This is a genomic window from Mesorhizobium sp. GbtcB19 (assembly GCF_019091085.1).
Classification (GTDB): domain Bacteria; phylum Pseudomonadota; class Alphaproteobacteria; order Rhizobiales; family Rhizobiaceae; genus Mesorhizobium.
On record NZ_JAGXJY010000002.1, the window covers coordinates 426,098 to 447,612 of the forward strand.

At 63.2% G+C, this 21,515-nt stretch carries 27 protein-coding genes; 23 read left to right on the forward strand and 4 right to left on the reverse strand.

Annotation, left to right across the window (positions count from 1 at the left end; translation table 11 throughout):
* Positions 1–19: 19 nt before the first annotated feature.
* From KVT37_RS33770 to kdsA, 4 genes are all read left to right on the forward strand, one after another.
* On the forward strand, positions 20–148 hold the full coding sequence (locus KVT37_RS33770) for a hypothetical protein (protein WP_306796737.1): 129 nt from the start codon (positions 20–22) through the stop codon (positions 146–148).
* A 102-nt stretch (positions 149–250) separates the two neighbouring features.
* The gene (locus KVT37_RS06140) at positions 251–541 is read left to right on the forward strand and encodes a Dabb family protein (protein ID WP_217570630.1); all 291 of its coding nucleotides are present in this window, start codon (positions 251–253) and stop codon (positions 539–541) included.
* A gap of 68 nt (positions 542–609) precedes the next feature.
* Positions 610–1,485 carry a VOC family protein gene (locus KVT37_RS06145; RefSeq protein WP_217570632.1) on the forward strand — a complete coding sequence of 292 codons (876 nt, stop codon included), beginning with the start codon at positions 610–612 and terminating at the stop codon, positions 1,483–1,485.
* Positions 1,482–2,327: a 3-deoxy-8-phosphooctulonate synthase gene (gene kdsA / locus KVT37_RS06150; RefSeq protein ID WP_217570634.1), complete on the forward strand. Its 846-nt coding sequence runs from the start codon at positions 1,482–1,484 to the stop codon at positions 2,325–2,327. Before KVT37_RS06145 ends, kdsA begins: the two co-directional genes overlap by 4 nt.
* Before the next feature lie 12 nt (positions 2,328–2,339).
* Here the strand turns inward: kdsA and KVT37_RS06155 are convergent, their stop codons facing one another.
* Complete coding sequence (locus tag KVT37_RS06155) at positions 2,340–3,056, reverse strand: hypothetical protein (RefSeq protein WP_217570636.1); 717 nt, start codon at positions 3,054–3,056, stop codon at positions 2,340–2,342.
* A gap of 108 nt (positions 3,057–3,164) precedes the next feature.
* Here KVT37_RS06155 and KVT37_RS06160 point away from each other — a divergent pair, with 108 nt between their 5' ends.
* Together KVT37_RS06160 and KVT37_RS06165 are read left to right on the forward strand one after the other, a co-directional pair.
* Positions 3,165–3,371: a dodecin family protein gene (locus KVT37_RS06160; protein WP_217570638.1), complete on the forward strand. Its 207-nt coding sequence runs from the start codon at positions 3,165–3,167 to the stop codon at positions 3,369–3,371.
* 70 nt (positions 3,372–3,441) lie between these two features.
* Complete coding sequence (locus tag KVT37_RS06165) at positions 3,442–3,807, forward strand: PRC-barrel domain-containing protein (RefSeq protein WP_217570640.1); 366 nt, start codon at positions 3,442–3,444, stop codon at positions 3,805–3,807.
* 62 nt (positions 3,808–3,869) lie between these two features.
* Here KVT37_RS06165 and KVT37_RS33775 read toward each other — a convergent pair whose 3' ends face one another.
* Entirely contained in the window at positions 3,870–3,992 is a 123-nt protein-coding gene (locus tag KVT37_RS33775) for a hypothetical protein (RefSeq protein WP_306796738.1), read from the reverse strand.
* Positions 3,993–4,192: 200 nt separating this feature from the next.
* On the opposite strand from KVT37_RS33775, the gene eno reads away from it, so the two are divergent.
* The 14 genes from eno to KVT37_RS06235 all read left to right on the forward strand — a co-directional run bounded on the left by eno (position 4,193) and on the right by KVT37_RS06235 (position 15,942).
* Positions 4,193–5,467, forward strand: coding sequence for a phosphopyruvate hydratase (eno, locus tag KVT37_RS06170; protein ID WP_217570642.1), 1,275 nt, complete (start codon positions 4,193–4,195; stop codon positions 5,465–5,467).
* 155 nt (positions 5,468–5,622) lie between these two features.
* Positions 5,623–5,946, forward strand: coding sequence for a septum formation initiator family protein (locus KVT37_RS06175; protein WP_217570644.1), 324 nt, complete (start codon positions 5,623–5,625; stop codon positions 5,944–5,946).
* 175 nt (positions 5,947–6,121) lie between these two features.
* Positions 6,122–7,159 (forward strand): pyruvate dehydrogenase (acetyl-transferring) E1 component subunit alpha, encoded by a 1,038-nt coding sequence (pdhA, locus tag KVT37_RS06180; protein ID WP_217570646.1) that lies wholly within the window; start codon positions 6,122–6,124, stop codon positions 7,157–7,159.
* Positions 7,160–7,174: 15 nt separating this feature from the next.
* Positions 7,175–8,566 (forward strand): pyruvate dehydrogenase complex E1 component subunit beta, encoded by a 1,392-nt coding sequence (locus KVT37_RS06185; RefSeq protein ID WP_217570648.1) that lies wholly within the window; start codon positions 7,175–7,177, stop codon positions 8,564–8,566.
* 12 nt (positions 8,567–8,578) lie between these two features.
* Entirely contained in the window at positions 8,579–8,866 is a 288-nt protein-coding gene (locus tag KVT37_RS06190) for a hypothetical protein (protein WP_112129182.1), read from the forward strand.
* Positions 8,867–8,869: 3 nt separating this feature from the next.
* Entirely contained in the window at positions 8,870–10,231 is a 1,362-nt protein-coding gene (locus KVT37_RS06195; RefSeq protein ID WP_217570650.1) for a pyruvate dehydrogenase complex dihydrolipoamide acetyltransferase, read from the forward strand.
* A 14-nt stretch (positions 10,232–10,245) separates the two neighbouring features.
* A complete protein-coding gene (locus KVT37_RS06200) occupies positions 10,246–10,671 on the forward strand; it encodes a hypothetical protein (protein ID WP_217570653.1) in 426 nt (141 codons plus the stop codon).
* A complete protein-coding gene (locus KVT37_RS06205; protein WP_217570655.1) occupies positions 10,668–11,306 on the forward strand; it encodes an SGNH/GDSL hydrolase family protein in 639 nt (212 codons plus the stop codon). The genes KVT37_RS06200 and KVT37_RS06205 overlap by 4 nt, the downstream gene beginning before the upstream one ends.
* Before the next feature lie 27 nt (positions 11,307–11,333).
* A complete protein-coding gene (gene lpdA, locus KVT37_RS06210; protein WP_217570656.1) occupies positions 11,334–12,782 on the forward strand; it encodes a dihydrolipoyl dehydrogenase in 1,449 nt (482 codons plus the stop codon).
* Between the two features lie 102 nt (positions 12,783–12,884).
* The gene (locus KVT37_RS06215; RefSeq protein ID WP_042642286.1) at positions 12,885–13,142 is read left to right on the forward strand and encodes a GlsB/YeaQ/YmgE family stress response membrane protein; all 258 of its coding nucleotides are present in this window, start codon (positions 12,885–12,887) and stop codon (positions 13,140–13,142) included.
* Between the two features lie 122 nt (positions 13,143–13,264).
* On the forward strand, positions 13,265–14,230 hold the full coding sequence (gene lipA / locus KVT37_RS06220) for a lipoyl synthase (protein WP_217570658.1): 966 nt from the start codon (positions 13,265–13,267) through the stop codon (positions 14,228–14,230).
* 6 nt (positions 14,231–14,236) lie between these two features.
* Positions 14,237–14,689 carry a type II toxin-antitoxin system RatA family toxin gene (locus KVT37_RS06225; protein WP_217570660.1) on the forward strand — a complete coding sequence of 151 codons (453 nt, stop codon included), beginning with the start codon at positions 14,237–14,239 and terminating at the stop codon, positions 14,687–14,689.
* A 145-nt stretch (positions 14,690–14,834) separates the two neighbouring features.
* Positions 14,835–15,491, forward strand: a complete 657-nt coding sequence (locus KVT37_RS06230) for a GYF domain-containing protein (RefSeq protein WP_217570662.1) — start codon at positions 14,835–14,837, stop codon at positions 15,489–15,491.
* Positions 15,492–15,618: 127 nt separating this feature from the next.
* Positions 15,619–15,942 carry a hypothetical protein gene (locus KVT37_RS06235; RefSeq protein WP_254633830.1) on the forward strand — a complete coding sequence of 108 codons (324 nt, stop codon included), beginning with the start codon at positions 15,619–15,621 and terminating at the stop codon, positions 15,940–15,942.
* Positions 15,943–15,947: 5 nt separating this feature from the next.
* On the opposite strand, the gene KVT37_RS06240 is transcribed toward KVT37_RS06235, so the two are convergent.
* A complete protein-coding gene (locus tag KVT37_RS06240; protein ID WP_217570665.1) occupies positions 15,948–16,436 on the reverse strand; it encodes a CinA family protein in 489 nt (162 codons plus the stop codon).
* Positions 16,433–17,662: a bifunctional 2-C-methyl-D-erythritol 4-phosphate cytidylyltransferase/2-C-methyl-D-erythritol 2,4-cyclodiphosphate synthase gene (locus KVT37_RS06245; protein WP_217570667.1), complete on the reverse strand. Its 1,230-nt coding sequence runs from the start codon at positions 17,660–17,662 to the stop codon at positions 16,433–16,435. Before KVT37_RS06245 ends, KVT37_RS06240 begins: the two co-directional genes overlap by 4 nt.
* 140 nt (positions 17,663–17,802) lie before the next feature.
* Here KVT37_RS06245 and dusB point away from each other — a divergent pair, with 140 nt between their 5' ends.
* From dusB to ntrC, 3 genes are read left to right on the forward strand one after another with little or no spacing between them, the layout of a single operon-like run.
* Positions 17,803–18,831, forward strand: coding sequence for a tRNA dihydrouridine synthase DusB (gene dusB / locus KVT37_RS06250; protein WP_217570669.1), 1,029 nt, complete (start codon positions 17,803–17,805; stop codon positions 18,829–18,831).
* Complete coding sequence (locus KVT37_RS06255; RefSeq protein ID WP_217570671.1) at positions 18,828–19,970, forward strand: nitrogen regulation protein NR(II); 1,143 nt, start codon at positions 18,828–18,830, stop codon at positions 19,968–19,970. Before dusB ends, KVT37_RS06255 begins: the two co-directional genes overlap by 4 nt.
* Positions 19,967–21,427 (forward strand): nitrogen regulation protein NR(I), encoded by a 1,461-nt coding sequence (gene ntrC / locus KVT37_RS06260; protein ID WP_217570673.1) that lies wholly within the window; start codon positions 19,967–19,969, stop codon positions 21,425–21,427. The genes KVT37_RS06255 and ntrC overlap by 4 nt, the downstream gene beginning before the upstream one ends.
* Positions 21,428–21,515: the final 88 nt, after the last annotated feature.

Below are 21,515 nucleotides of genomic sequence, written 5' to 3' on the forward strand. Positions count from 1 at the left end.
GCATGCGATAGTTTTAGCCATGCGTTATGTAATCGTCATCGCCGCCGTCACCTTCTTCCTGTTCTGGGACGGCCTCTACAATCATGGCCACTATCTCGACGTGACGATACGTGAGGTGTCGCACATCGTGCGTTACGTCACCGGTTAAGGTCCCGCCGGCTTCGCATGGCGGGCGCGACATCGTTGCCGGTTGACGCCCAGGCATTGCTCCCACAAAAACACCGCTGAATCGACGATCAGGGAGGCTGGATTGATCCGGCACATCGTTTTCTTCAGCGTGCGGCGCAAGGAAGATGTCGAAGCTGTGCGCTCGGGCCTGCTGGCGCTCGGCAAGATCCCGCACTCGAAGCATTTCGAGGTGACGCTCAACACCAAGGTCGATCTGTTCTCAAACGCTATCGACTTGGTTGTCTATGCCGAATTCGAGGACGAGGCAGCCCTTACCGCTTACAAGGCGCATCCGATTTATGCCGATACGACCAGCAAGGTGAAGCCGATGCGCGAGTTGCGCTATTCGGCGGATGTCGTGGCCGCCGCCTGAACCTGCGAAGCGCTCCGTCGATAGGGTACTCTTGAACCGCCGGCCGGAATGGGGCACACCGCGCCGGCATGATCAAAACGCACGCTCATCCGCTCGACCATCTGGTGTTGCCGACCGCAAGCCTGGATTTCGTGCGGGCGCGCCTGACCGCGATCGGCTTCGTCGTCGCACCGGTGGGCGTCCATCCCTTCGGCACCGAGAACGCCTGTGTCTTTCTCGCTGACGGCACCTATCTCGAGCCGCTTGCCATCGGCAACGAACAGACAGCGGACCGCGCCATAGGCGAGGGCAATGTCTTCGTCGCGCGCGACCGTCTTTACCGCCAGACCCTTGGCGATGAAGGTTTTTCCGCTGTCGTCCTCGCAACCGCCAATGCCGATGCCGATCATGCTCGCTACGTCGAAACCGGCCTGTCGGCCGGCGAGATGCTGAGCTTCTCGCGCGCCTTCACCGACGCGAACGGCAAAAGCGACACGGCTTCCTTCAAGCTGGCCTTCATATCCGACAAAGAGGCCGATGAAGCCTTCCTGTTCGCTTGCCAGCGGAACAACGCGCCGAACATCGACCGGACCGCTCTGCAGGCGCATGCCAACGGCGTGACCGGTATTCTCGAAATCATCGCCGTCAGCGACAGGCCGGCCGCGCAGATCGGATTGATCGCAACCGCCGCCGAAGCGGATGCGAGCGGTGGCGATGCGGTGCGGTTGCCGAATGCGATCCTCAACGTTCTCTCGTCTGAGGACTACGGCTTGCGCTTTGGCCTGACGGTCGCGCCGTCGCCGGATCTGCGCTTCAGCGCCATCGTTTTCTCGGTTCGCGACAGGCCCGCCGCTAGGCGCCTGCTTGCGGACAACGCGATCCGACACAACATGAGCGGCAATGATATCGTCGTTGCGCCGGCGCCCGGGCAGGGTGCCGCCTTCATCTTCCGGGAGATCCCATGAGCAAGCCCTTGGCGCCCAATGCATCGGTAACCGTCGGCAAGGTCGTCTTCGCCAACAATGCGCCGCTGTCGCTGATCGCCGGCCCGTGCCAGCTTGAATCGCGCCAGCACGCTTTCGACATGGCCGGCGCGCTGAAGGAATTGACGCAACGGCTGGGCATCGGCCTCGTCTACAAGACGAGCTACGACAAGGCCAACCGCACCTCGCTGTCGGCGACGCGCGGCGCCGGCCTCGACGCGGCGATGCCGATCTTCGACGATTTGCGCAAGGCGTTCGGCCTTCCGGTGCTGACCGACGTCCACACCGAGGAGCAGTGCGCGATCGTCGCCCCGCATGTCGATGTCCTGCAGATCCCCGCCTTCCTGTCGCGCCAGACCGACATGCTCGTCGCCGCCGCCAAGACCGGCAAGGTCATCAATGTGAAGAAGGGCCAGTTCCTCGCGCCCTGGGACATGAAGAACGTCGTCGCCAAGATCACCGGTTCCGGCAATCCGAACGTACTCACCACGGAGCGCGGCGCCTCCTTCGGCTACAATACGCTGGTCTCGGACATGCGCGCGCTGCCGATCATGGCCGAGATCGGCGCTCCGGTGATCTTCGACGCCACCCATTCGGTGCAGCAGCCGGGCGGGCAGGGCGGCTCGTCGGGCGGCGAGCGCCGCTTCGTCGCGACTCTGGCGCGCGCGGCCGTTGCCGTCGGCGTCGCCGGCGTCTTCATCGAAACCCATCAGGATCCGGACAATTCGACATCTTCCGATGGACCGAACATGGTGCCGCTGAAGGACATGCCGGCGCTGCTGGAAAGGCTGATGGCCTTCGACCGCATCGCCAAGGGGCACTAAGTCTCGCTCATGTCATTCGCCGTGACCCGCGCCAGTCATGTCAATTGCGAAGACAGCGTAGTAATTCAGCCCGGGCATCGGAGCGCTGACGGTCAGTATCCATCGCACATTGCCATGGACCCGTTCATAGATCGGCGGCCCTTTCGAGGGTAGCGCGTCCGGCGGAATCTGGAAGGCGAGGGGAATACCGGTGCTCGACCGGACCGATGTACTAGGCACGACGATCGTTTCGCGCCATTTGAGCTCGTCCTTGTAGGTCGATTTTTGCGCTCCGCTGGTACTCACGATCGGTCCACCGACCCGATAGGTGCGGATGCACTTCAGTTGCACGGTGTAGTCGCCGCTCGGAGCCAGATCGCGGCTCGAGCGCACCGTACCTTCGAAGCGCCCTCCGGGCACCGCGGTTCCAGCCATCAGTGTCGTCGTACCGAACTTGCGAAACCGCAAGGTGTCGCGGATCGCCTTCAGCAACGCGTAGAACGCGATGGCGACGAAGACGACGGGGATGAAGACAAGCGGATTGAATTCGCGATCCGTGACGTCGAAGTTGAGCGGGAGTTCGAAATACCAGACGATCAATACGCCGATCAGGCCCATGCCGCCGGCAAAGAAATATCCGGTGGACGCATTGGCGGCGTTGGCGTCGACCACCGGCGCCGGCGCCTGCATGGTCGTCTGCCGCCGATTGCGCGTGCCGCCCATCGCCACTCCCTGACGTGACAATGCCATGCCGTGCGCCGCTGTGACAATGGCGAGGCCGCATCCGCTAAGCTTGTCGTGAAGGGTGGCCGGCTATAGGCTTGGCCCCGTAACTGAGCGTCTTGGCAGGAGGAAGCCATGTCCGTTGCCCGTGTCACCGAAATCACGTCGTCGTCCAAGAAGAGCTTTCAGGATGCCATCGAGAAGGGCATCGCGCGCGCCTCAAAGACGCTGAAGAATGTCGAGGGCGCCTGGATCCAGGACCAGAAGATCGTCGTCGAGGACGGCAAGATCGCTGCCTACCGCGTCAATATGAAGGTCACCTTCATCCTTACCGACAGCTGAGCTGCAAGCCGGAACTTTCGTCCGCGCCCCTCATTGTCACCGTATCGCAACGACAAAGAGGAGCACCACCATGACCACCCCGTCCGGGCACACCGAAGCCATTGCCGCCTCGCGCGTCATCGGCACCTCCGTCTATAATGCCGAGGGCAAGAGCATCGGCAGCATCGAGGACGTCATGCTCGACAAGATGTCGAACGGCATCATGTTCGCCGTGATCGGCTTCGGCGGCTTTCTCGGCATGGGCGAGAAGTACCACGCGGTTCCGTGGGCGACCCTCGACTATGACGAGAATCAAGGCGGCTACGTCGTGCCATTCACCAAGGAGCAGCTGCAGGCCGCGCCCGCATACTCGATCAAGGAGCTGACCGGTTCCGACGGCGAAGCCGCTCGCGATGCCTCATTCCAGTACTACCATGTGAAGCCCTACTGGCATTGATGGCTGGTGGCGCGCTGAAAACGAAAGGCCCCGGGCAAAGCCGGGGCCTTCGACGTTTTGAACTACTCCGCCGCGTAGAGCGGTGACAGCTGCATTGATCTCTGCTGGGGCTTCTGGCTGTCGCAGGACGTCAGGAACGCCGCCGCGATCAGGAACAAACTCACGATACCGCTCAACTGGGACATGGCGAAACTCCTCCTGTTTCGCCCCGCGCGAACGCGACCATAGACGAGAAGACCGCGCGGCGCGCATGACTTATGATGACAGAAATTTGCGCTTCGTGAATCCCGCCCGCGGCAATAATTGCGGGCGCGCCGATTGCCTTTTGCTCCGCTTTGGCTAAGAGGGGCGCGACGCTTCAATCGATCAATCGGGGACATCGCAAATGACCGCCATCATCGACATTGTCGGGCGTGAAATCCTGGACAGCCGTGGCAATCCGACCGTCGAGGTCGACGTGGTGCTGGAGGACGGCTCGATGGGCCGCGCCGCGGTGCCGTCGGGCGCATCGACCGGCGCGCATGAGGCGGTCGAGCTGCGTGACGGCGGGCCGCGCTATCTCGGCAAGGGCGTTCAGCGCGCCGTCGAGGCCGTGAATGGCGAGCTGTTCGAGGCGATCGGCGGCATGGAGGCCGAGAACCAGATCCATATCGACCAGACGATGATCGAGCTCGACGGCACGCCGAACAAGAGCCGTCTCGGCGCCAACGCCATCCTCGGCGTGTCGCTGGCGGTCGCCAAGGCCGCGGCCGAGGCTGCCGGCCTGCCGCTCTACCGCTACGTCGGCGGCACCAAGGCGCATATCCTGCCGGTGCCGATGATGAACATCATCAATGGCGGCGCGCATGCCGACAACCCGATCGACTTCCAGGAATTCATGATCCTGCCGATCGGCGCGCCGACGCTGCGCGACGGCGTGCGTTGGGGCTCGGAGATTTTCCACACGCTGCGCAAGAAGCTCAAGGATGCCGGCCACAACACCAATGTCGGCGACGAAGGCGGCTTCGCCCCGAACCTGAAGAGCGCGCCGTCGGCGCTCGATTTCATTATGGAATCGATCGAGAAGGCCGGCTTTAAGCCGGGCGAGGACGTTGCGCTCGGTCTCGATTGCGCCGCGACCGAGTTCTTCAAGGACGGCAACTACGTCTATGAGGGCGAGAAGAAGACCCGTGATCCGAAGGCGCAGGCCAAGTATCTCGCCAAGCTCGCCTCCGACTACCCGATCATCACCATCGAGGACGGCCTTGCCGAGGACGACTGGGAAGGCTGGAAGATCCTGACCGACCTGATCGGCAAGAAGACCCAGCTCGTCGGCGACGATCTCTTCGTCACCAACACGGCGCGGCTGCGCGACGGCATCCGCATGGGCGTCGCCAACTCGATCCTGGTCAAGGTCAACCAGATCGGTTCGCTGACCGAGACGCTCGACGCCGTCGAGACCGCGCACAAGGCCGGCTACACCGCCGTCATGTCGCACCGCTCGGGCGAGACCGAGGATTCGACCATCGCCGATCTCGCGGTCGCCACCAATTGCGGGCAGATCAAGACCGGTTCGCTGTCGCGTTCCGACCGCATGGCCAAGTACAACCAGCTCATCCGTATCGAGGAAGAGCTCGGCAAGCAGGCGCGCTACGCCGGCAAGTCGGTGGTCAAAGGCTGATCAGCCTGGTCGAACGTTTCGAAAAGGGCGGGGTTATTCCCGCCCTTTTTCGTTTCCGGACATCCCGGATCGGGCCGCCTGTAACCGTCCATTAAGCACAATCGGGCGAAATACGACTCATGGTCGCTTGCGTTCGCGGCCGCGAGGGTTCGGGTATGTGGACACGTCAGCACAAGCAGAGAAACACCGGCAGGCTGATCATTCCCTCGCTCTGCGTGCTCTTCCTGGCCTATTTCGGCTTCCACGCCTATCACGGTGAATTCGGCATCTATTCCAAATACCGGCTTGAAGCCCGCAAGGTCGAATTGCAGGCGCAACTCGATGCCGTCAAGGCGCGCCGGATCGACTTCGAGCGCCGCGTGCAGCTGATGCATGAGGGCACGCTGGAGAAGGATATGCTTGACGAGCAGGCCCGAAAGGCGCTCAATCTCTCCCAACCCGACGAAATCACCATCATGCTGCCCGTCTCGACGAAATAACCGAATTTCGGTTAATCGTTGTTATTCGCAATGATTCTAATCGCTTAGATGCATGCCAGCCATGCATTTTTCAGCATGGCGCAATGCATCCTTGCATGTTAGCTTCTCGCAAATCGGTGGGGAGGCGATCGATCTCCCTGAATGTCCGCAAAGAGACGCCAACAGGGAGTGACGCATGGCCACCGCCGCCAAAAAAGCGCCCGCCAAATCCAGATCCGACAAACAGCATAATCTGTCAGCGCCCAAGCCGGCCGATTTCACCAAGGAAGACGAGCTTTCCGCCTATAGGCATATGCTCCTGATCCGCCGCTTCGAGGAGAAGGCCGGCCAGCTCTACGGCATGGGCTTCATCGGCGGCTTCTGCCACCTCTATATCGGCCAGGAGGCCGTCGTCACCGGCATGAAGATGGCGCTGATCGAAGGCGACCAGATGATCACCGCCTATCGCGACCACGGCCACATGCTGGCAATGGAGCTGTCGCCGCGCGGCGTCATGGCCGAGCTCACCGGGCGCCGCGGCGGCCTGTCGAAGGGCAAGGGCGGCTCCATGCACATGTTCTCCAAGGAGAAGCATTTCTACGGCGGCCACGGCATCGTCGGCGCGCAGGTGTCGCTCGGCACCGGCCTCGCCTTCGCCAACCGCTACCGCGACAACAAGAATGTTTCGCTGACCTATTTCGGCGACGGCGCCGCCAATCAGGGCCAGGTCTATGAAAGCTTCAACATGGCCTCGCTGTGGAAGCTGCCGGTGATCTACATCATCGAGAACAACCGCTACGCCATGGGTACTTCCGTGTCGCGCTCGTCGGCCGAGACCGATTTCTCGCATCGCGGCGCTTCCTTCAAGATCCCCGGCATTCAGGTCGACGGCATGGATGTGCGCGCCGTGAAGTCGGCGGCCGACCTCGCCACCGAATGGTGCCGTGCCGGCAACGGCCCGCTGATCCTCGAAATGCAGACCTACCGCTACCGCGGCCACTCGATGTCCGACCCGGCAAAATACCGCTCCAAGGAAGAAGTGCAGAAGATGCGCTCCGAGCACGACCCGATCGAGCAGGTCAGGGCGCGCTTGCTCGACAAGAAATGGGCGAGCGAGGACGAGCTCAAGGCCATCGACAAGGAAGTCCGCGACATCGTCGCCGACGCCGCCGAATTCGCCCAGCACGACGCGGAGCCGGATCCGTCCGAGCTCTGGACCGACATCGTACTCTAAGGAGAGGGCAAGGACATGCCGATCGAAATTCTCATGCCCGCGCTCTCGCCGACGATGGAAGAGGGCAATCTGTCCAAATGGCTGAAGAACGAGGGCGACAAGGTTGTCGCCGGTGACGTCATCGCCGAGATCGAGACCGACAAGGCGACGATGGAAGTCGAAGCCGTCGACGAAGGCACGCTCGCCAAGATCGTGGTTCCCGCCGGCACCGAAGGCGTCAAGGTCAACGCGGTGATCGCCGTGCTCGCCGTCGACGGCGAAGACGTCGACAAGGCCGGCGAAGGCATCGGCGAGGAAGAGCCTGCCAAGGCTGAAGCCGCGCCGGCGCCGGCGCCCGCTGCCGCCAAGAACGAGGCCGCGGCGCCTGTCGCCGCCGCGCCGAAGACGGAAGTCGCCGCCGATCCGGATATTCCCGCCGGCACCGAGATGGTCTCGACCACGGTGCGCGAGGCGCTCCGTGACGCCATGGCCGAGGAAATGCGCCGCGACGGCGACGTCTTCGTCATGGGCGAGGAGGTCGCCGAGTACCAGGGCGCCTATAAGATCACGCAAGGCCTGCTGCAGGAATTCGGGCCGCGCCGCGTGGTCGACACCCCGATCACCGAGCACGGTTTTGCCGGCGTCGGTGTCGGTGCCGCGATGGCGGGCTTAAAGCCGATCGTCGAGTTCATGACCTTCAACTTCGCCATGCAGGCGATCGACCAGATCATCAACTCGGCGGCCAAGACGCTCTATATGTCCGGCGGCCAGATGGGCGCGCCGATCGTCTTCCGTGGCCCGAACGGCGCGGCGGCCCGCGTCGCGGCGCAGCACTCGCAGTGCTATGCCGCCTGGTACAGCCACATTCCGGGCCTCAAAGTGGTGATGCCTTACACGGCGGCCGACGCTAAGGGTCTGCTCAAGGCGGCGATCCGCGATCCGAACCCGGTCATCTTCCTTGAGAACGAGATCCTCTACGGCCAGTCCTTCGACGTGCCGAAGCTCGATGATTTCGTGCTGCCGATCGGCAAGGCCCGCATCCACAAGAAGGGCAAGGACGTCACCATCGTCTCCTTCGGCATCGGCATGACCTATGCGGTCAAGGCCGAGGCAGAACTGCGTGGCATGGGTATCGACGCCGAGATCATCGATTTGAGGACGGTTCGCCCGCTCGACTTCGACACCATCATCGCTTCGGTGAAGAAGACCAACCGCCTGGTGGTGGTGGAAGAGGGTTTCCCGCAGAGCTCGGTCGGCGACCATATCGCCAACCAGGTCTCGCAGCGCGCCTTCGACTTCCTCGATGCGCCGGTGATCACCATCGCCGGCAAGGACGTGCCGATGCCTTACGCGGCGAACCTCGAAAAGCTGGCCTTGCCAAATGTCGGCGAAGTAGTTGAAGCAGTCAAAGCTGTCACCTATCGCTAGGAGACAACGCGGATGCCGTCTCTCTGGGTTCTGGCCGCCGTCATTGTACCTACCGTTGCAGTGGCCTTCTTGGTGCGCTCGGTAACCGGGAAGTTCGACGCGATTTTGTTGATGCTGAGCGGTGCTGCTTCGCTCGTCCTGGCAGTTGTTGCGACCGGCTCCGCGCAGGTCGATCAAACCGGTGGCATGATGAGCCTCGAAATGAGCAAAAGCAGCTTCCATTTCGGGGTCCTGCCGCCGGTATTCATCGTCGCCACGCTGACCGTCATGCGCGGCCTGTTCAAATTCATTCAGGAGTGAGCGATGCCAATCAATATCACCATGCCGGCGCTTTCGCCCACGATGGAAGAGGGCAATCTTTCCAAGTGGCTGGTCAAGGAAGGCGATAAGGTCTCGCCGGGCGACGTGATCGCCGAGATCGAGACCGACAAGGCGACGATGGAAGTCGAAGCCGTCGATGAAGGCACGGTCGCCAAGCTGGTCGTTCCCGCCGGCACCGAAGGCGTCAAGGTCAACGCCCTGATCGCCATTCTGGCCGGCGAGGGCGAGGATGCCGGCGCCGCCGCCAAGGCCGGCGGCGACGCCGCGCCCAAGGCCGAGGCACCGAAGGCCGAGGTGCCCAAGGAAGCGCCGAAGCCGGCTGCAGCCGCTGCGGCGCCCGCACCTGCCAAGGCCGAGTCCGCTCCGGTTGCGAATGGCCACGCCGGCGGCGAACGCGTCTTCGCATCGCCATTGGCCCGTCGCATCGCCAAGGATGCCGGCGTCGATGTTTCCGCCGTGACAGGCACCGGCCCGCATGGCCGCGTCGTCAAGGCCGATGTCGAGGCGGCGATCTCTTCCGGCGGCGCGAAGGCACCTGCAGCCAAGGCTCCGGCCGGCGCGCCTCCCGCAGCTCCGGCCCCTGCGCCGAAGCCGATGTCGGACGACCAGGTGCTGAAGCTGTTCGCCGAAGGCTCCTACGAGCTCGTGCCGCACGACAACATGCGCAAGACCATTGCGCGGCGTCTGGTCGAGGCGAAATCCACCATCCCGCATTTCTACCTGACGCTGGACTGCGAGCTCGACGCGCTGCTCGCGCTGCGCACGCAGTTGAATGCCGCCGCGCCGACGAAGAAGACGGAAAAAGGCGAGGCCCCGGCCTACAAGCTCTCGGTCAACGACATGGTGATCAAGGCGATGGCCATGGCGCTGATGGCGGTGCCGGATGCGAACGCGTCGTGGACCGACAGCGCCATGGTCAAACACAAGCACGCCGATGTCGGCGTCGCCGTCTCGATCCCCGGCGGCCTGATCACGCCGATCATCCGCCACGCCGATGAAAAGACGCTGTCCACCATCTCCAACGAGATGAAGGACCTTGCCAGCCGCGCCCGCAGCCGCAAGCTGAAGCCGGAAGAGTACCAGGGCGGCACGACGGCGGTGTCCAATCTCGGCATGTTCGGCATCAAGGATTTTGCCGCCGTCATCAACCCGCCGCATGCGACGATCCTGGCGGTCGGCGCGGGCGAGCAGCGGGCGGTGGTGAAGAATGGCGAGATCAAGATCGCCAACGTGATGTCGGTGACGTTGTCCACCGATCACCGTGCCGTCGACGGGGCGCTTGGCGCCGAACTCCTCGGCGCCTTCAAGCGCATGATCGAAAACCCGATGGGCATGCTGGTCTAAGAAGGGAAAAGGCGGTGCGGAAATTCTTCACCAGCCTTTTCGCCTTCGTCCTTTCCGGTTTCGCCGGCGGGCTGGTGGTTCAGGAACTGGCCGTGCTCACCGGTGCGACGGAAGAATACATTCTGGTCTTCGCGGCGACGGTGATGATCCTCATCGTCGTGACGATCGGCTTCTTTCTGGTCCAGTTCCGCGCCGAGCCGATCCGGGCGGTCGACCGGATGGCCTGGTGGCTGCTTGCTATCTTCGCGATCATCCTGGTCGCGCTCGCCGGCTGGACGTTCTCGGTGCCGGCCGAGAACCGGGCGACCGCAAGTGACCTGTCGATTATTGCCGGGCTGATCCTGCCCGGCGTCGTGGCCATCGTCGTGCAATGGCTGTTCGTGCGCTGGCGGCTAAAACGTTCTCCAGCGGGGTTTGGTAGAAGCGGGGCAAAAGCGTGAAGACAATTCTTTGCTATGGCGACTCCCTGACCTGGGGCTATGACGCCGCCAGCCTCGGTCGTCATGCGCTGGAGGACCGCTGGCCGAGCGTGCTCGGGGCTGAGCTTGGCAGCGACGTCGAGGTCATCGCCGAGGGACTGAACGGCCGCACCACGGCCTTCGACGACCATCTGGCCGGCGCCGATCGCAACGGCGCCCGCGTCCTGCCGACGATCCTGACCAGCCATGCGCCGCTCGACCTCATCGTCATCATGCTTGGCGCCAACGACATGAAGCCGTGGATCCACGGCAATCCGGTCGCCGCCAAGCAGGGCATCCAGCGCCTGATCGATATCGTGCGCGGTCATGACTACCCGTTCGACTGGGACGCGCCGCAGATCCTCATCGTCGCGCCGCCGGCGGTGACGCGCACCGACAATGCCGAGTTCAAGGAAATGTTCGCCGGCGGCGACGACGCCTCGAAGCGGCTGGCACCGCAATATTCACTGCTTGCCGACGAGGCCGGCTGCGGCTTCTTCGACGCCGGCACGGTGGCGACCACCACGCCGCTCGACGGCGTCCATCTTGATGCCGAGAACACGCGGCGCATCGGCAAGGCGCTGGCGCCACTCGTGCGAGTGATGCTGGAACTCTAACCCTCCGAAATGATCAGGGAGAAACCCGTGGCTGAATCCTACGACGTCATCATCATCGGCTCAGGCCCCGGCGGCTATGTCACGGCGGTGCGTTCCGCGCAGCTCGGCTTCAAGACGGCGATCGTCGAGCGCGAGCATCTTGGCGGCATCTGCCTCAACTGGGGCTGTATCCCGACCAAGGCGCTGCTGCGCTCGGCCGAGATCATGCATTATTCGGATCATCTCAAGGACTACGGCCTGAAGCTCGAAGGCGGCAAGGTCAGCCCCGACACGGCTGCCGTGGTCGACCGTTCGCGAAAAGTGTCGCTTAGGCTCAACACCGGCGTCGGCTTCCTGATGAAGAAGAACAAGGTCGACGTCATCTGGGGCGAGGCCAAGCTCTCCAAGCCCGGCGAGGTCGTCGTGTCCAAGACCGCGAAGAAGGCGATGGAGCCGCAGCCGCCGGTGCCGAAAGGCGTCAAGGGCGAGGGCACCTACACGGCCAAGCACATTATTCTCGCGACCGGCGCCAGGCCGCGCGCGCTGCCCGGCATCGAGCCGGACGGCAAGCTGATCTGGACCTATTTCGAAGCCATGGTGCCGAAGGAAATGCCGAAGTCGCTGCTGGTGATGGGCTCCGGCGCCATCGGCATCGAATTCGCGTCCTTCTATCGCACCATGGGGGCGGACGTGACCGTGATCGAACTCTTGCCGGCCGTGATGCCCGTCGAGGACGCCGAAGTCTCGAAGTTCGCGCAAAAACAGTTCGAGAAGCAGGGGATGAAGATCATCCTCGAAGCCAAGGTGACCAAGGTCGAAAAGGGCGCGAACTCCGTCACCGCGCATGTCGAGATGAAGGACGGCAAGGTCGAGAAGATCACCGCCGACCGCATGATCTCGGCCGTCGGCGTGCAGGGCAACATCGAAAACCTCGGCCTGGAAACGCTCGGCGTGAAGACCGACCGCGGCTGCGTCGTCGTCGACGGCTACGGCAAGACCAACGTGCCGGGCATCTATGCCATCGGCGACGTCGCCGGCCCGCCGATGCTCGCCCACAAGGCCGAGCATGAGGGCGTCATCTGCATCGAGAAAATAGCCAATGTCCCCGGCGTGCATGCCATCGACAAGCTGAAGATCCCCGGCTGCACCTATTGCAGCCCGCAGGTCGCGTCGGTAGGCCTCACCGAAGCCAAGGCCAAGGCCGAAGGCAAGGACATCCGCGTCGGCCGCTTCCCCTTCAGCGCCAACGGCAAGGCGATCGCGCTCGGCGAAGACCAGGGTTTTATTAAGACCATCTTCGACAAGAAGACCGGGCAGCTGCTCGGCGCGCATATGGTGGGCGCCGAGGTGACCGAGCTCATCCAGGGCTTCGTCGTGGCGATGAACCTGGAGACGACCGAGGAAGAGCTGATGCACACGATCTTCCCGCACCCGACGCTGTCGGAGATGATGAAGGAGAGCGTGCTCGACGCCTATGGCCGCGCTTTGAACGCGTGATAAATTGGCTGCGCGAGACTCACACGCGGCAGCCGGAGAAACCTGACGGCAAGGCAGTACGTACCCGGATGCATTTTCACCTGATCGAGGAGGAACTGGCATATGCATTTGAATGGCGTCGGCTGGATCGCAGCCATCATCGTCGGCGGCCTGGCGGGCTGGCTGGCCGAGATGGTCATGAAGAGCAACACCGGCATCTTCATGAACATCATCATGGGCATCGTCGGCGCGATCGTGCTGAACGCGATCCTGCAGGCTCTCAACATCCAGTCGTTCGGCGTCGGCTGGGTCGCTTATTTGATCACCGGCTTCATCGGCGCCTGCCTGCTGATCTTCGTGGGGCGGCTTGTTCGCCGCTGAACGGAAGCTGTTATGCGAAAACGGCCGTGGCGGCATGCGCCGGCGCGGCCTTTTTCTTTGCCGCGAAAAGTCCTAGATGACGATGGATGGCGGCTGAAAATCAAGGCCGCGAAGGGTTTGAGATGGTCACAGTCGTAGACACGATCGCCAACCGGCCGCGCCCGCGGCATCCCGAGAAGGCGCACAGGCCCGACCAGGAAGTGCTGCGCAAGCCCGACTGGATCCGCGTCAAGGCGCCGGTCTCGAAGGGCTATGCCGAGACGCGCGAGATCGTGAAGTCGCACAAGCTGGTGACGGTGTGCGAGGAGGCCGGCTGCCCGAATATCGGCGAATGCTGGGACAAGAAGCACGCCACCTTCATGATCATGGGTGAGATCTGCACGCGCGCCTGCGCCTTCTGCAATGTCGCGACCGGCATTCCGACCGCGCTCGACCCCGATGAGCCCGCGCGGGTGGGGCACGCTGTCAAGCAAATGGGCCTGAGCCACGTCGTCATCACCTCGGTCGACCGCGACGATCTCGCCGATGGCGGCGCGCAGCATTTCGCCGACGTCATCCGCGCCATCCGCGCGGCAACGCCGTCGACAACGATCGAAATCCTGACGCCCGACTTCCTGCGCAAGGACGGCGCGCTGGAGATCGTCGTTGCCGCCAAGCCCGACGTCTTCAACCACAATCTCGAAACCGTGCCCTCGAACTACCTGACGGTCCGTCCCGGCGCTCGCTATTTCCACTCGATCCGGCTCTTGCAGCGGGTCAAGGAGATCGACCCGTCGATCTTCACCAAATCCGGCATCATGGTCGGCCTCGGCGAGGAGCGGAACGAGGTGCTGCAGTTGATGGACGATCTGCGTTCGGCCAATGTCGACTTCATGACCATCGGCCAGTACCTTCAGCCCTCGAAGAAGCACCATCCGGTGATCCGCTTCATCCCGCCCGACGAGTTCAAATCCTACGAGACGGTCGGCAAGACCAAGGGCTTCCTGCTGGTGGCGTCGAGCCCGCTGACACGCTCCTCGCACCATGCCGGCGAGGATTTCGCCAGGCTGCGCGCGGCGCGCGAGGCGCAACTCGCGAAGGCCAGCTGACCTTCAATGCCGAAATTCGAGGCGACACGCCGCGTCGCGCATACAGCAGACGAGATGTTCGCGCTGGTTGCGGACATCGAGACCTACCCGCAATTCCTGCCGCTCTGCGAATCGCTCACCGTACGCTCGCGCAAGGAGCGCGACGGCCGCACCATCCTGGTTGCCGATATGAGCATCGGCTACAAGGCGATCCGCGAGACCTTTACGACGCAGGTGCTGCTCAATCCGGCCGAACACGCCATCGACGTCAAATACATCGACGGCCCGTTCAAATATCTCAGCAACATCTGGCGCTTCGATCCCGCGGCCGGTGGCTGCGAAGTGCATTTCTTCATCGATTACGAATTCAAGAGCCGTATCCTCGGCGCTGTCATGGGCACGATGTTCGACCGCGCCTTCCGCATGTTCTCGGAAGCTTTCGAGAAGCGGGCCGATGTCATCTATGGGTCGGCGGTCTAATCGAGATTAGGCCAATATAGCAACTTTGCGGAGCTACAGGGGCCCGGGGGTTTCTCACGCTATTATTGGCTCAACTACCGCGCTAGATATTCGTTGCTTTCCGGCCGATACCCGTTAAAAATGATTGCGGGCTTAGGGGGATTTTATGACCGAACAATCTGGGGAAAATTCACGACTGCCTGCAGCCGCTGGAAACATTCCGAATTCAACTTCCAGTGCTCCGCCACATCCTCTCGATGGTTCCTGGCATTTGAACATCGAAGGCAAGAATTACGGGCCATATAGCGGGCACGAAATTAGAGAATTTGCCAGAGAGGGCCGTGTAACTGGTAGCGCACAGGTGGTTCCTGTTGGCGGGACGACTTGGAAAGCCGCCAAGGACGACCCCGTTCTCCGAGGTTTCTTTGAAACCACGAAAGTCGCGGCGCCCCCTGCGAGGGCAAGTTCAGACAGCCGGGTCAGCGCCGCCGAAGGCGCGACTATTGTCCAGGTGACGAACAATCTTGGGCCACAACCGGGCTACGGCGTTGCCGGTGTCCTTCTCGACGGCGCGGCGGCCAACAAATCGGCAGGCGTCGCTCTTATCCTTTCTCTCCTCATCTGTGGTCTTGGGCAATTCTACAATGGGCAGATAGGTAAGGGCATCTTGATGTTCGTTTTGATGATCGCGCTCTGGTTTGTGCTGCTGGGGTGGATCATATGGATTTGGTCGGCCGTCGATGCCTACAAGACCGCAAAGGCAATGAACCTCCGCTATCACATGCTTCTTGCCGGGGCCGCACCGATCTCGCCAAGAGGTTGATGTGGCGTTCGATCAGGGAGATTTGACGTCCTCGACAGGTTTGTGCCCGTCCTGTTCTGGGGAAACTGTCAGCGGTGTCAGCACCTGTCCTACTTGTGGCGCGGTTCTGTCGTTGGAATGGGCAGTTTTGGACGCGAAGCAGGCCGGACTGAGAAGGCTGGCTCCGGCTATGGCGGGAAGCGATCCAGCGTCGGTGCTGGCATGGATGCTGAGCGTCATTCCATTTCTTGTCGTGCCGCCCGCGCTCGCGATCCTGATAGTCCTCTTTACGAACAGGCCCGACCCGGAACAGAAGCGATGGCTTTATACGGTCGCCGCGATCAATATTTGTCTCAGTCTCTATCTATGGTCGTGGATCGGGGACTATTTTATCGTGATGCGGGCATCGATTGCCGACTGGCTATGGTCCATTTGGCTTCCGCACTCTAATCCGACGGGCGTCCAAGCTTAAATCGGTTAGGCAGTTCCAAGCGCGCGCAGCCCGAGTTGCAGTGCGTGGCGCACCGTCTCGTGCCGGATGAATTCGCGACCCTTGTGGCCGAACAGCTGCTGTTCGGCCACAACCGGCTGTCCGGCAAGCGCAATCCCGAACCAGACAAGGCCGATCGGCTTTTCCGCCGAGCCGCCGCCCGGGCCGGCGATGCCGGTGACGGCAAGCGAGAGGCTGGCTTGCGAATGCGCCAGCGCGCCCGCTGCCATCTCCAGCACCACCTCGCGCGACACCGCGCCATGCGCTTCGAGCGTGGCGGCGGAGACGCCGAGCATCTCCATCTTGGCTTCGTTGGAATAGGTGATGAAACCGCGATCGACCACGGCGGAGGATCCGGCGATATCGGTCAGCGCGGCGATGATCAGCCCGCCGGTGCAGCTTTCGGCGGTCGCCAGCATGATGCCGCGCTGCTGGCAGGCCTGGAGCAGGGCGTTTGCGAGTTCAGCGTTGCTCATGCCGGCACCTCGCCCGGATAGACGACGCTGGCCGTGGCGATCGCCGCTATGCCTTCGCCGCGCCCGACAAAGCCGAGCTTCTCATTGGTCGTTGCTTTGATCGAAATGCGCTCTGGCGCAATGCCGAGCATGGCCGAAAGCGCTTGCGTCATTGCCGCGCGATGCGGCCCGACGCGCGGCGCCTCGCAGATCAGCGTGATGTCGGCATTGGCGATACGGCCGCCGCGCTCGCGCACCAGCTTTGCCGCGTGCTCGACGAAGATTTTTGAGGCCGCACCCTTCCATTGCGGGTCCGATGGCGGGAAATGCGTGCCGATATCGCCGGCGCCGCAGGTGGCGAGCAGCGCGTCGGTCAGCGCATGCAGCCCGACATCGGCGTCGGAGTGGCCTGAAAGTTTTCGCTCGTAGGGAATGGCGACGCCGCAGAGCGTGACATGGTCGCCTGGCTCGAACGCATGCACGTCGTAGCCGTTGCCGGTGCGAATATCCGGGAAGCGCTGCTGAGCGCTCGAGAGCCGCTGGTCGGCCAATGCAATATCCCTTGCCCAGGTGAGTTTGACGTTGTCCGGCGATCCCGGAACGATCTTGACCGGAATATGTGCCCATTCGGCGATCGCCGCATCGTCGGTGAACTCCGCCTTGCCCAGGTGATGCGCCTTTTCATGCGCGGCAAGCAGCGGCCAGAACGGAAAGCCTTGCGGCGTCTGCGCGGCATGCAGACCGGCTCTCGACACCGTCTCGTCGATCATGCCGGTCGCTGATTCCCGCTTCAGCGTGTCCGCGACGGGCAGCGCCGGCAGCGCGCCCTGGCGCTCGCCGATGGCTTCGATGGTGCGGTCGATCAGCCCGGCGTCGACGAACGGTCGCACGGCGTCATGCACCAGCACTTTTGCGGGCGCCCGGTCCCGCAGGGCGAGCAAACCGAGCCGGACGGAGGCCTGGCGCGATGGACCGCCGATAACGGTGATGAGACGGTCGGCATGCGCTCCCGCCGAGCGCTGCAACAGTTCGGCATCGTCGGCGTGGATGGCCACGACCACCGGGCCGATCATCGGATGGGAGAGGAAGATATCCAGCGTATGCGCGATCACGGCGCGGCCGCCGATGCGCTGATATTGCTTGGGACCGTCGGCCTGTCCGGCGCGCGCGCCACGGCCGGCGGCGACGATCACCACCCCGATCCCGCCGATCGTTCTCGCCGCTTGCTTTTCGCTTGCCTCGCTCATTCCGATCGGTCCTAGTCGGGGTGATGGCCGAAGGCCAGCTTTTTCCAAAATGCGCCTTAATGTGACGTCATTGCGCGTTGCACAATGCCACACTTCTGGCTAGAGAATGTGCAACGATTGAACATGCTTGGTTTTTGTGCATGGCAGAACTGACCACATTGGCATCGCCACTTGATGTCGGCGGCGTGAGAATCCGTAATCGCGTTTTCCTGGCGCCGATGTCTGGCATCACCGACGAGCCGTTCCGGCGGCGCGCCCACGCGCATGGCGCGGGCCTGGTCGTGTCGGAAATGGTGGCGAGCGGCGAGTTGGCCAAGGGGCGGGCCGGCTGCGACCTGCGCATCCGTCACTCCGGCCTGCCGGTGCATATGGTGCAGCTTGCCGGTCGTGAAGCTGCGCACATGGGCGAGGGCGCGCGAATCGCGGCAGGCGAAGGCGCCGACATCATCGACATCAACATGGGCTGCCCGGCGAAGAAGGTGACCGGAGGCTATGCCGGTTCAGCGCTGATGCGCGATCTCGACCATGCGCTGTCGCTGATCGAGGCGGTGGTCGGCGCCGTTTCGGTGCCGGTGACGGTCAAGATGCGGCTCGGCTGGGACGAGAGCGCGCTCAATGCGCCGATGCTGGCGCGGCGTGCCGAACAGGCCGGCGTCAAGATGGTGACCGTGCATGGCCGCACGCGGTGCCAATTCTACCAGGGCAAGGCCGACTGGCGCGCGATCGCGCGCGTCAAGGACGCGGTCTCGATCCCGGTGGTGGCCAATGGCGATGTCGGCTCGCCGGAAGAGGCGGCGACGATCCTCGAACAGTCCGGCGCCGATGCCGTGATGATCGGCCGCGCGCATTACGGCGCGCCATGGGTCGCGGGCGGCATTGCGACGGCCGTGGGCGGTGCAAAGACACAAGGCATTCCGCAAACGCCCCAAGAACTAATCGATTACGTCGTCTTGCATTACGAGGACATGCTTTCGCTCTACGGCGCTGAAAGCGGGCTGCGCCAGGCGCGAAAACATCTTGGCTGGTATCTCGACCGTCATGCTCCCGATGTTTGCGCCGAGCAGCGCAAACGCATCCTCACATCCTTCGAGCCGGGCGACGTCGTCGCCGAATTGCGCCGCGTGTTTGTCGACGGCGCACAATCGACCAGCCTGCGGAGCGCGGCATGAAGGCGGACGTCCCCCAGCCGACTGGCATGGCGGATGCCGCCAACATCGTGCTCAACACCATCCGCCGCCCGGTGATCATGGTCGATCCCGATGGCTTCATCACCTTCGCCAATGCGGACGCCGAGGACTTCTTCCGCTCCAGCGCGAACATGCTTGCTCGCAACACGCTGCCCAAGCTGGTGCCGTTCGGCAGCCCGCTGCTGACGCTGGTCGACCAGGTGCGCGAGCGCCGCGCGCCGGTCAACGAATACCGCGTCGACGTCTCGTCGCCACGCCTCGGCATCGAGAAGATGGTCGACCTCTATGTCGCGCCGGTGCCGGAGTTTCCGGGTTCCGTCGTCGTCATGTTCCAGGAACGGTCGATGGCCGACAAGATCGACCGCCAGATGACGCATCGCGGCGCCGCGCGCTCCGTCACCGGTCTTGCCGCCATGCTGGCGCATGAGATCAAGAACCCGCTCTCCGGCATCCGTGGCGCCGCCCAATTGCTCGAGCTTTCCGCCTCCGATGAAGACCGCGCGCTGACCCGGCTGATTACCGACGAGACCGACCGCATCGTCTCGCTGGTCGACCGCATGGAAGTGTTTTCCGACGAGCGGCCGATCGAGCGCTATCCGGTCAACATCCATGTCGTGCTCGATCATGTGAAGGCGATTGCCAAGAACGGTTTTGCCAGACGGATCAAGATCTTGGAGGAATATGATCCATCATTGCCTCCGGTCTTCGCCAACCGCGATCAGCTGATCCAGGTCTTCCTCAATCTGGTCAAGAATGCAGCCGAGGCGATCGGCGCCGATCCGCACGGCGAGATCGTGCTCTCGACGGCGTTCCGTCCGGGCATCCGCGTCTCGGTGCCTGGAACGCAGGACCGCGTCTCGCTGCCGCTGGAATTCTGCGTGCATGACAACGGCCCAGGCGTATCGGAAGACATCCTGCCGATCCTGTTCGATCCATTCATCACCACCAAGCCGAACGGCTCCGGGCTCGGGCTCGCCCTGGTCGCCAAGATCGTCGGCGAACATGGCGGCATCATCGAATGCGATTCCACGCCGCGTGGGACGACGTTCCGCATCCTGCTTCCGGCCTGGAAGGAGACCGCGCCAGGCGCCGGTGATGAAGCTGAAGGAGACCGCACATGACCGCTCGCGGCAATATTCTCGTCGCCGACGACGATGCGGCCATCCGCACCGTGCTCAATCAGGCGCTGTCGCGCGTCGGCCATGAGGTGCGCGTCACCTCGAATGCCTCGACGCTGTGGCGTTGGGTAGCGGCGGGCGAGGGCGATCTCGTCATCACCGATGTGGTGATGCCCGATGAAAACGCCTTCGACATGCTGCCGCGCATCAAGAAGGCACGGCCCGAACTGCCGGTCATCGTCATGAGCGCGCAGAACACCTTCATGACCGCCATCCGCGCCTCCGAGACCGGCGCCTACGAATATCTGCCGAAGCCCTTCGACCTGACGGAGCTGCTCAACATCGTCAACCGGGCGCTGGCCGAGCCGAAGCGGCCGAAACTCGATGCGCGGCCGGAAGATCAGCCGGAGACGATGCCGCTGGTCGGTCGCTCTGCCGCCATGCAGGACATCTACCGCATGCTGGCGCGCATGATGCAGACCGACCTCACCGTCATGATCAGCGGCGAGTCGGGCACCGGCAAGGAGCTGGTGGCGCGTGCGCTGCACGAATACGGCCGCCGCCGTGGCGGCCCGTTCGTGGCCATCAACATGGCGGCGATCCCGCGCGACCTCATCGAATCGGAACTGTTCGGCCATGAGAAGGGCGCCTTCACCGGCGCCCAGAACCGCTCCAGCGGCCGCTTCGAGCAGGCGGAGGGGGGCACGCTGTTTCTCGACGAGATCGGCGACATGCCGATGGAAGCGCAGACCAGGCTGCTGCGCGTGCTGCAGCAGGGCGAATACACCACGGTCGGCGGCCGCACGCCGATCAAGACCGACGTGCGCATCGTCGCGGCCACCAACAAGGACCTGCGCACGCTGATCAACCAAGGCCTCTTCCGCGAAGACCTGTTCTATCGCCTCAACGTTGTGCCGCTGAGATTGCCGGCGCTGCGCGAGCGTTCCGAGGACATTCCCGACCTGGTGCGGCACTTCTTCAAGCAAGGCGCCAGCGAGGGCCTGCAGACCAAGCGCATTTCGGCCGGCGGCATCGAGCTTATGAAGCGCTATCCCTGGCCGGGCAATGTGCGCGAACTGGAAAACCTGGTGCGCCGGCTGGCCGCCCTCTACTCGCAGGACGAGATTTCGTCGGAGATCATCGACTCCGAGCTGAAAACCGGCGAGAGGCCGGTCGTGCCGGACGGCGGCGCGCTCATCCCCGACGATCTGTCGATCGGTCAGGCGGTCGAGCACTTCCTGCAGCGCTATTTTGCCTCCTTCGCCGGCGAACTGCCGCCGGCCGGGCTCTACCAGCGCATTCTGACCGAGGTCGAGTATCCGCTGGTGCTGGCGTCGATGACGGCGACGCGGGGCAACCAGATCAAGGCGGCCGAGCTTTTGGGGCTCAACCGCAACACGCTGCGCAAGAAGATCCGCGAGCTTGGCGTCAACGTCTACAAATCGACCAGGCAGCCGTAACGCCACCGCGCGAATTGGCGCCTTTTGGTGAATTGGCCCTTTTTGCCGAATTGGCGGGGGAAAGATTTCCGTCCCGGCCACACTTGTT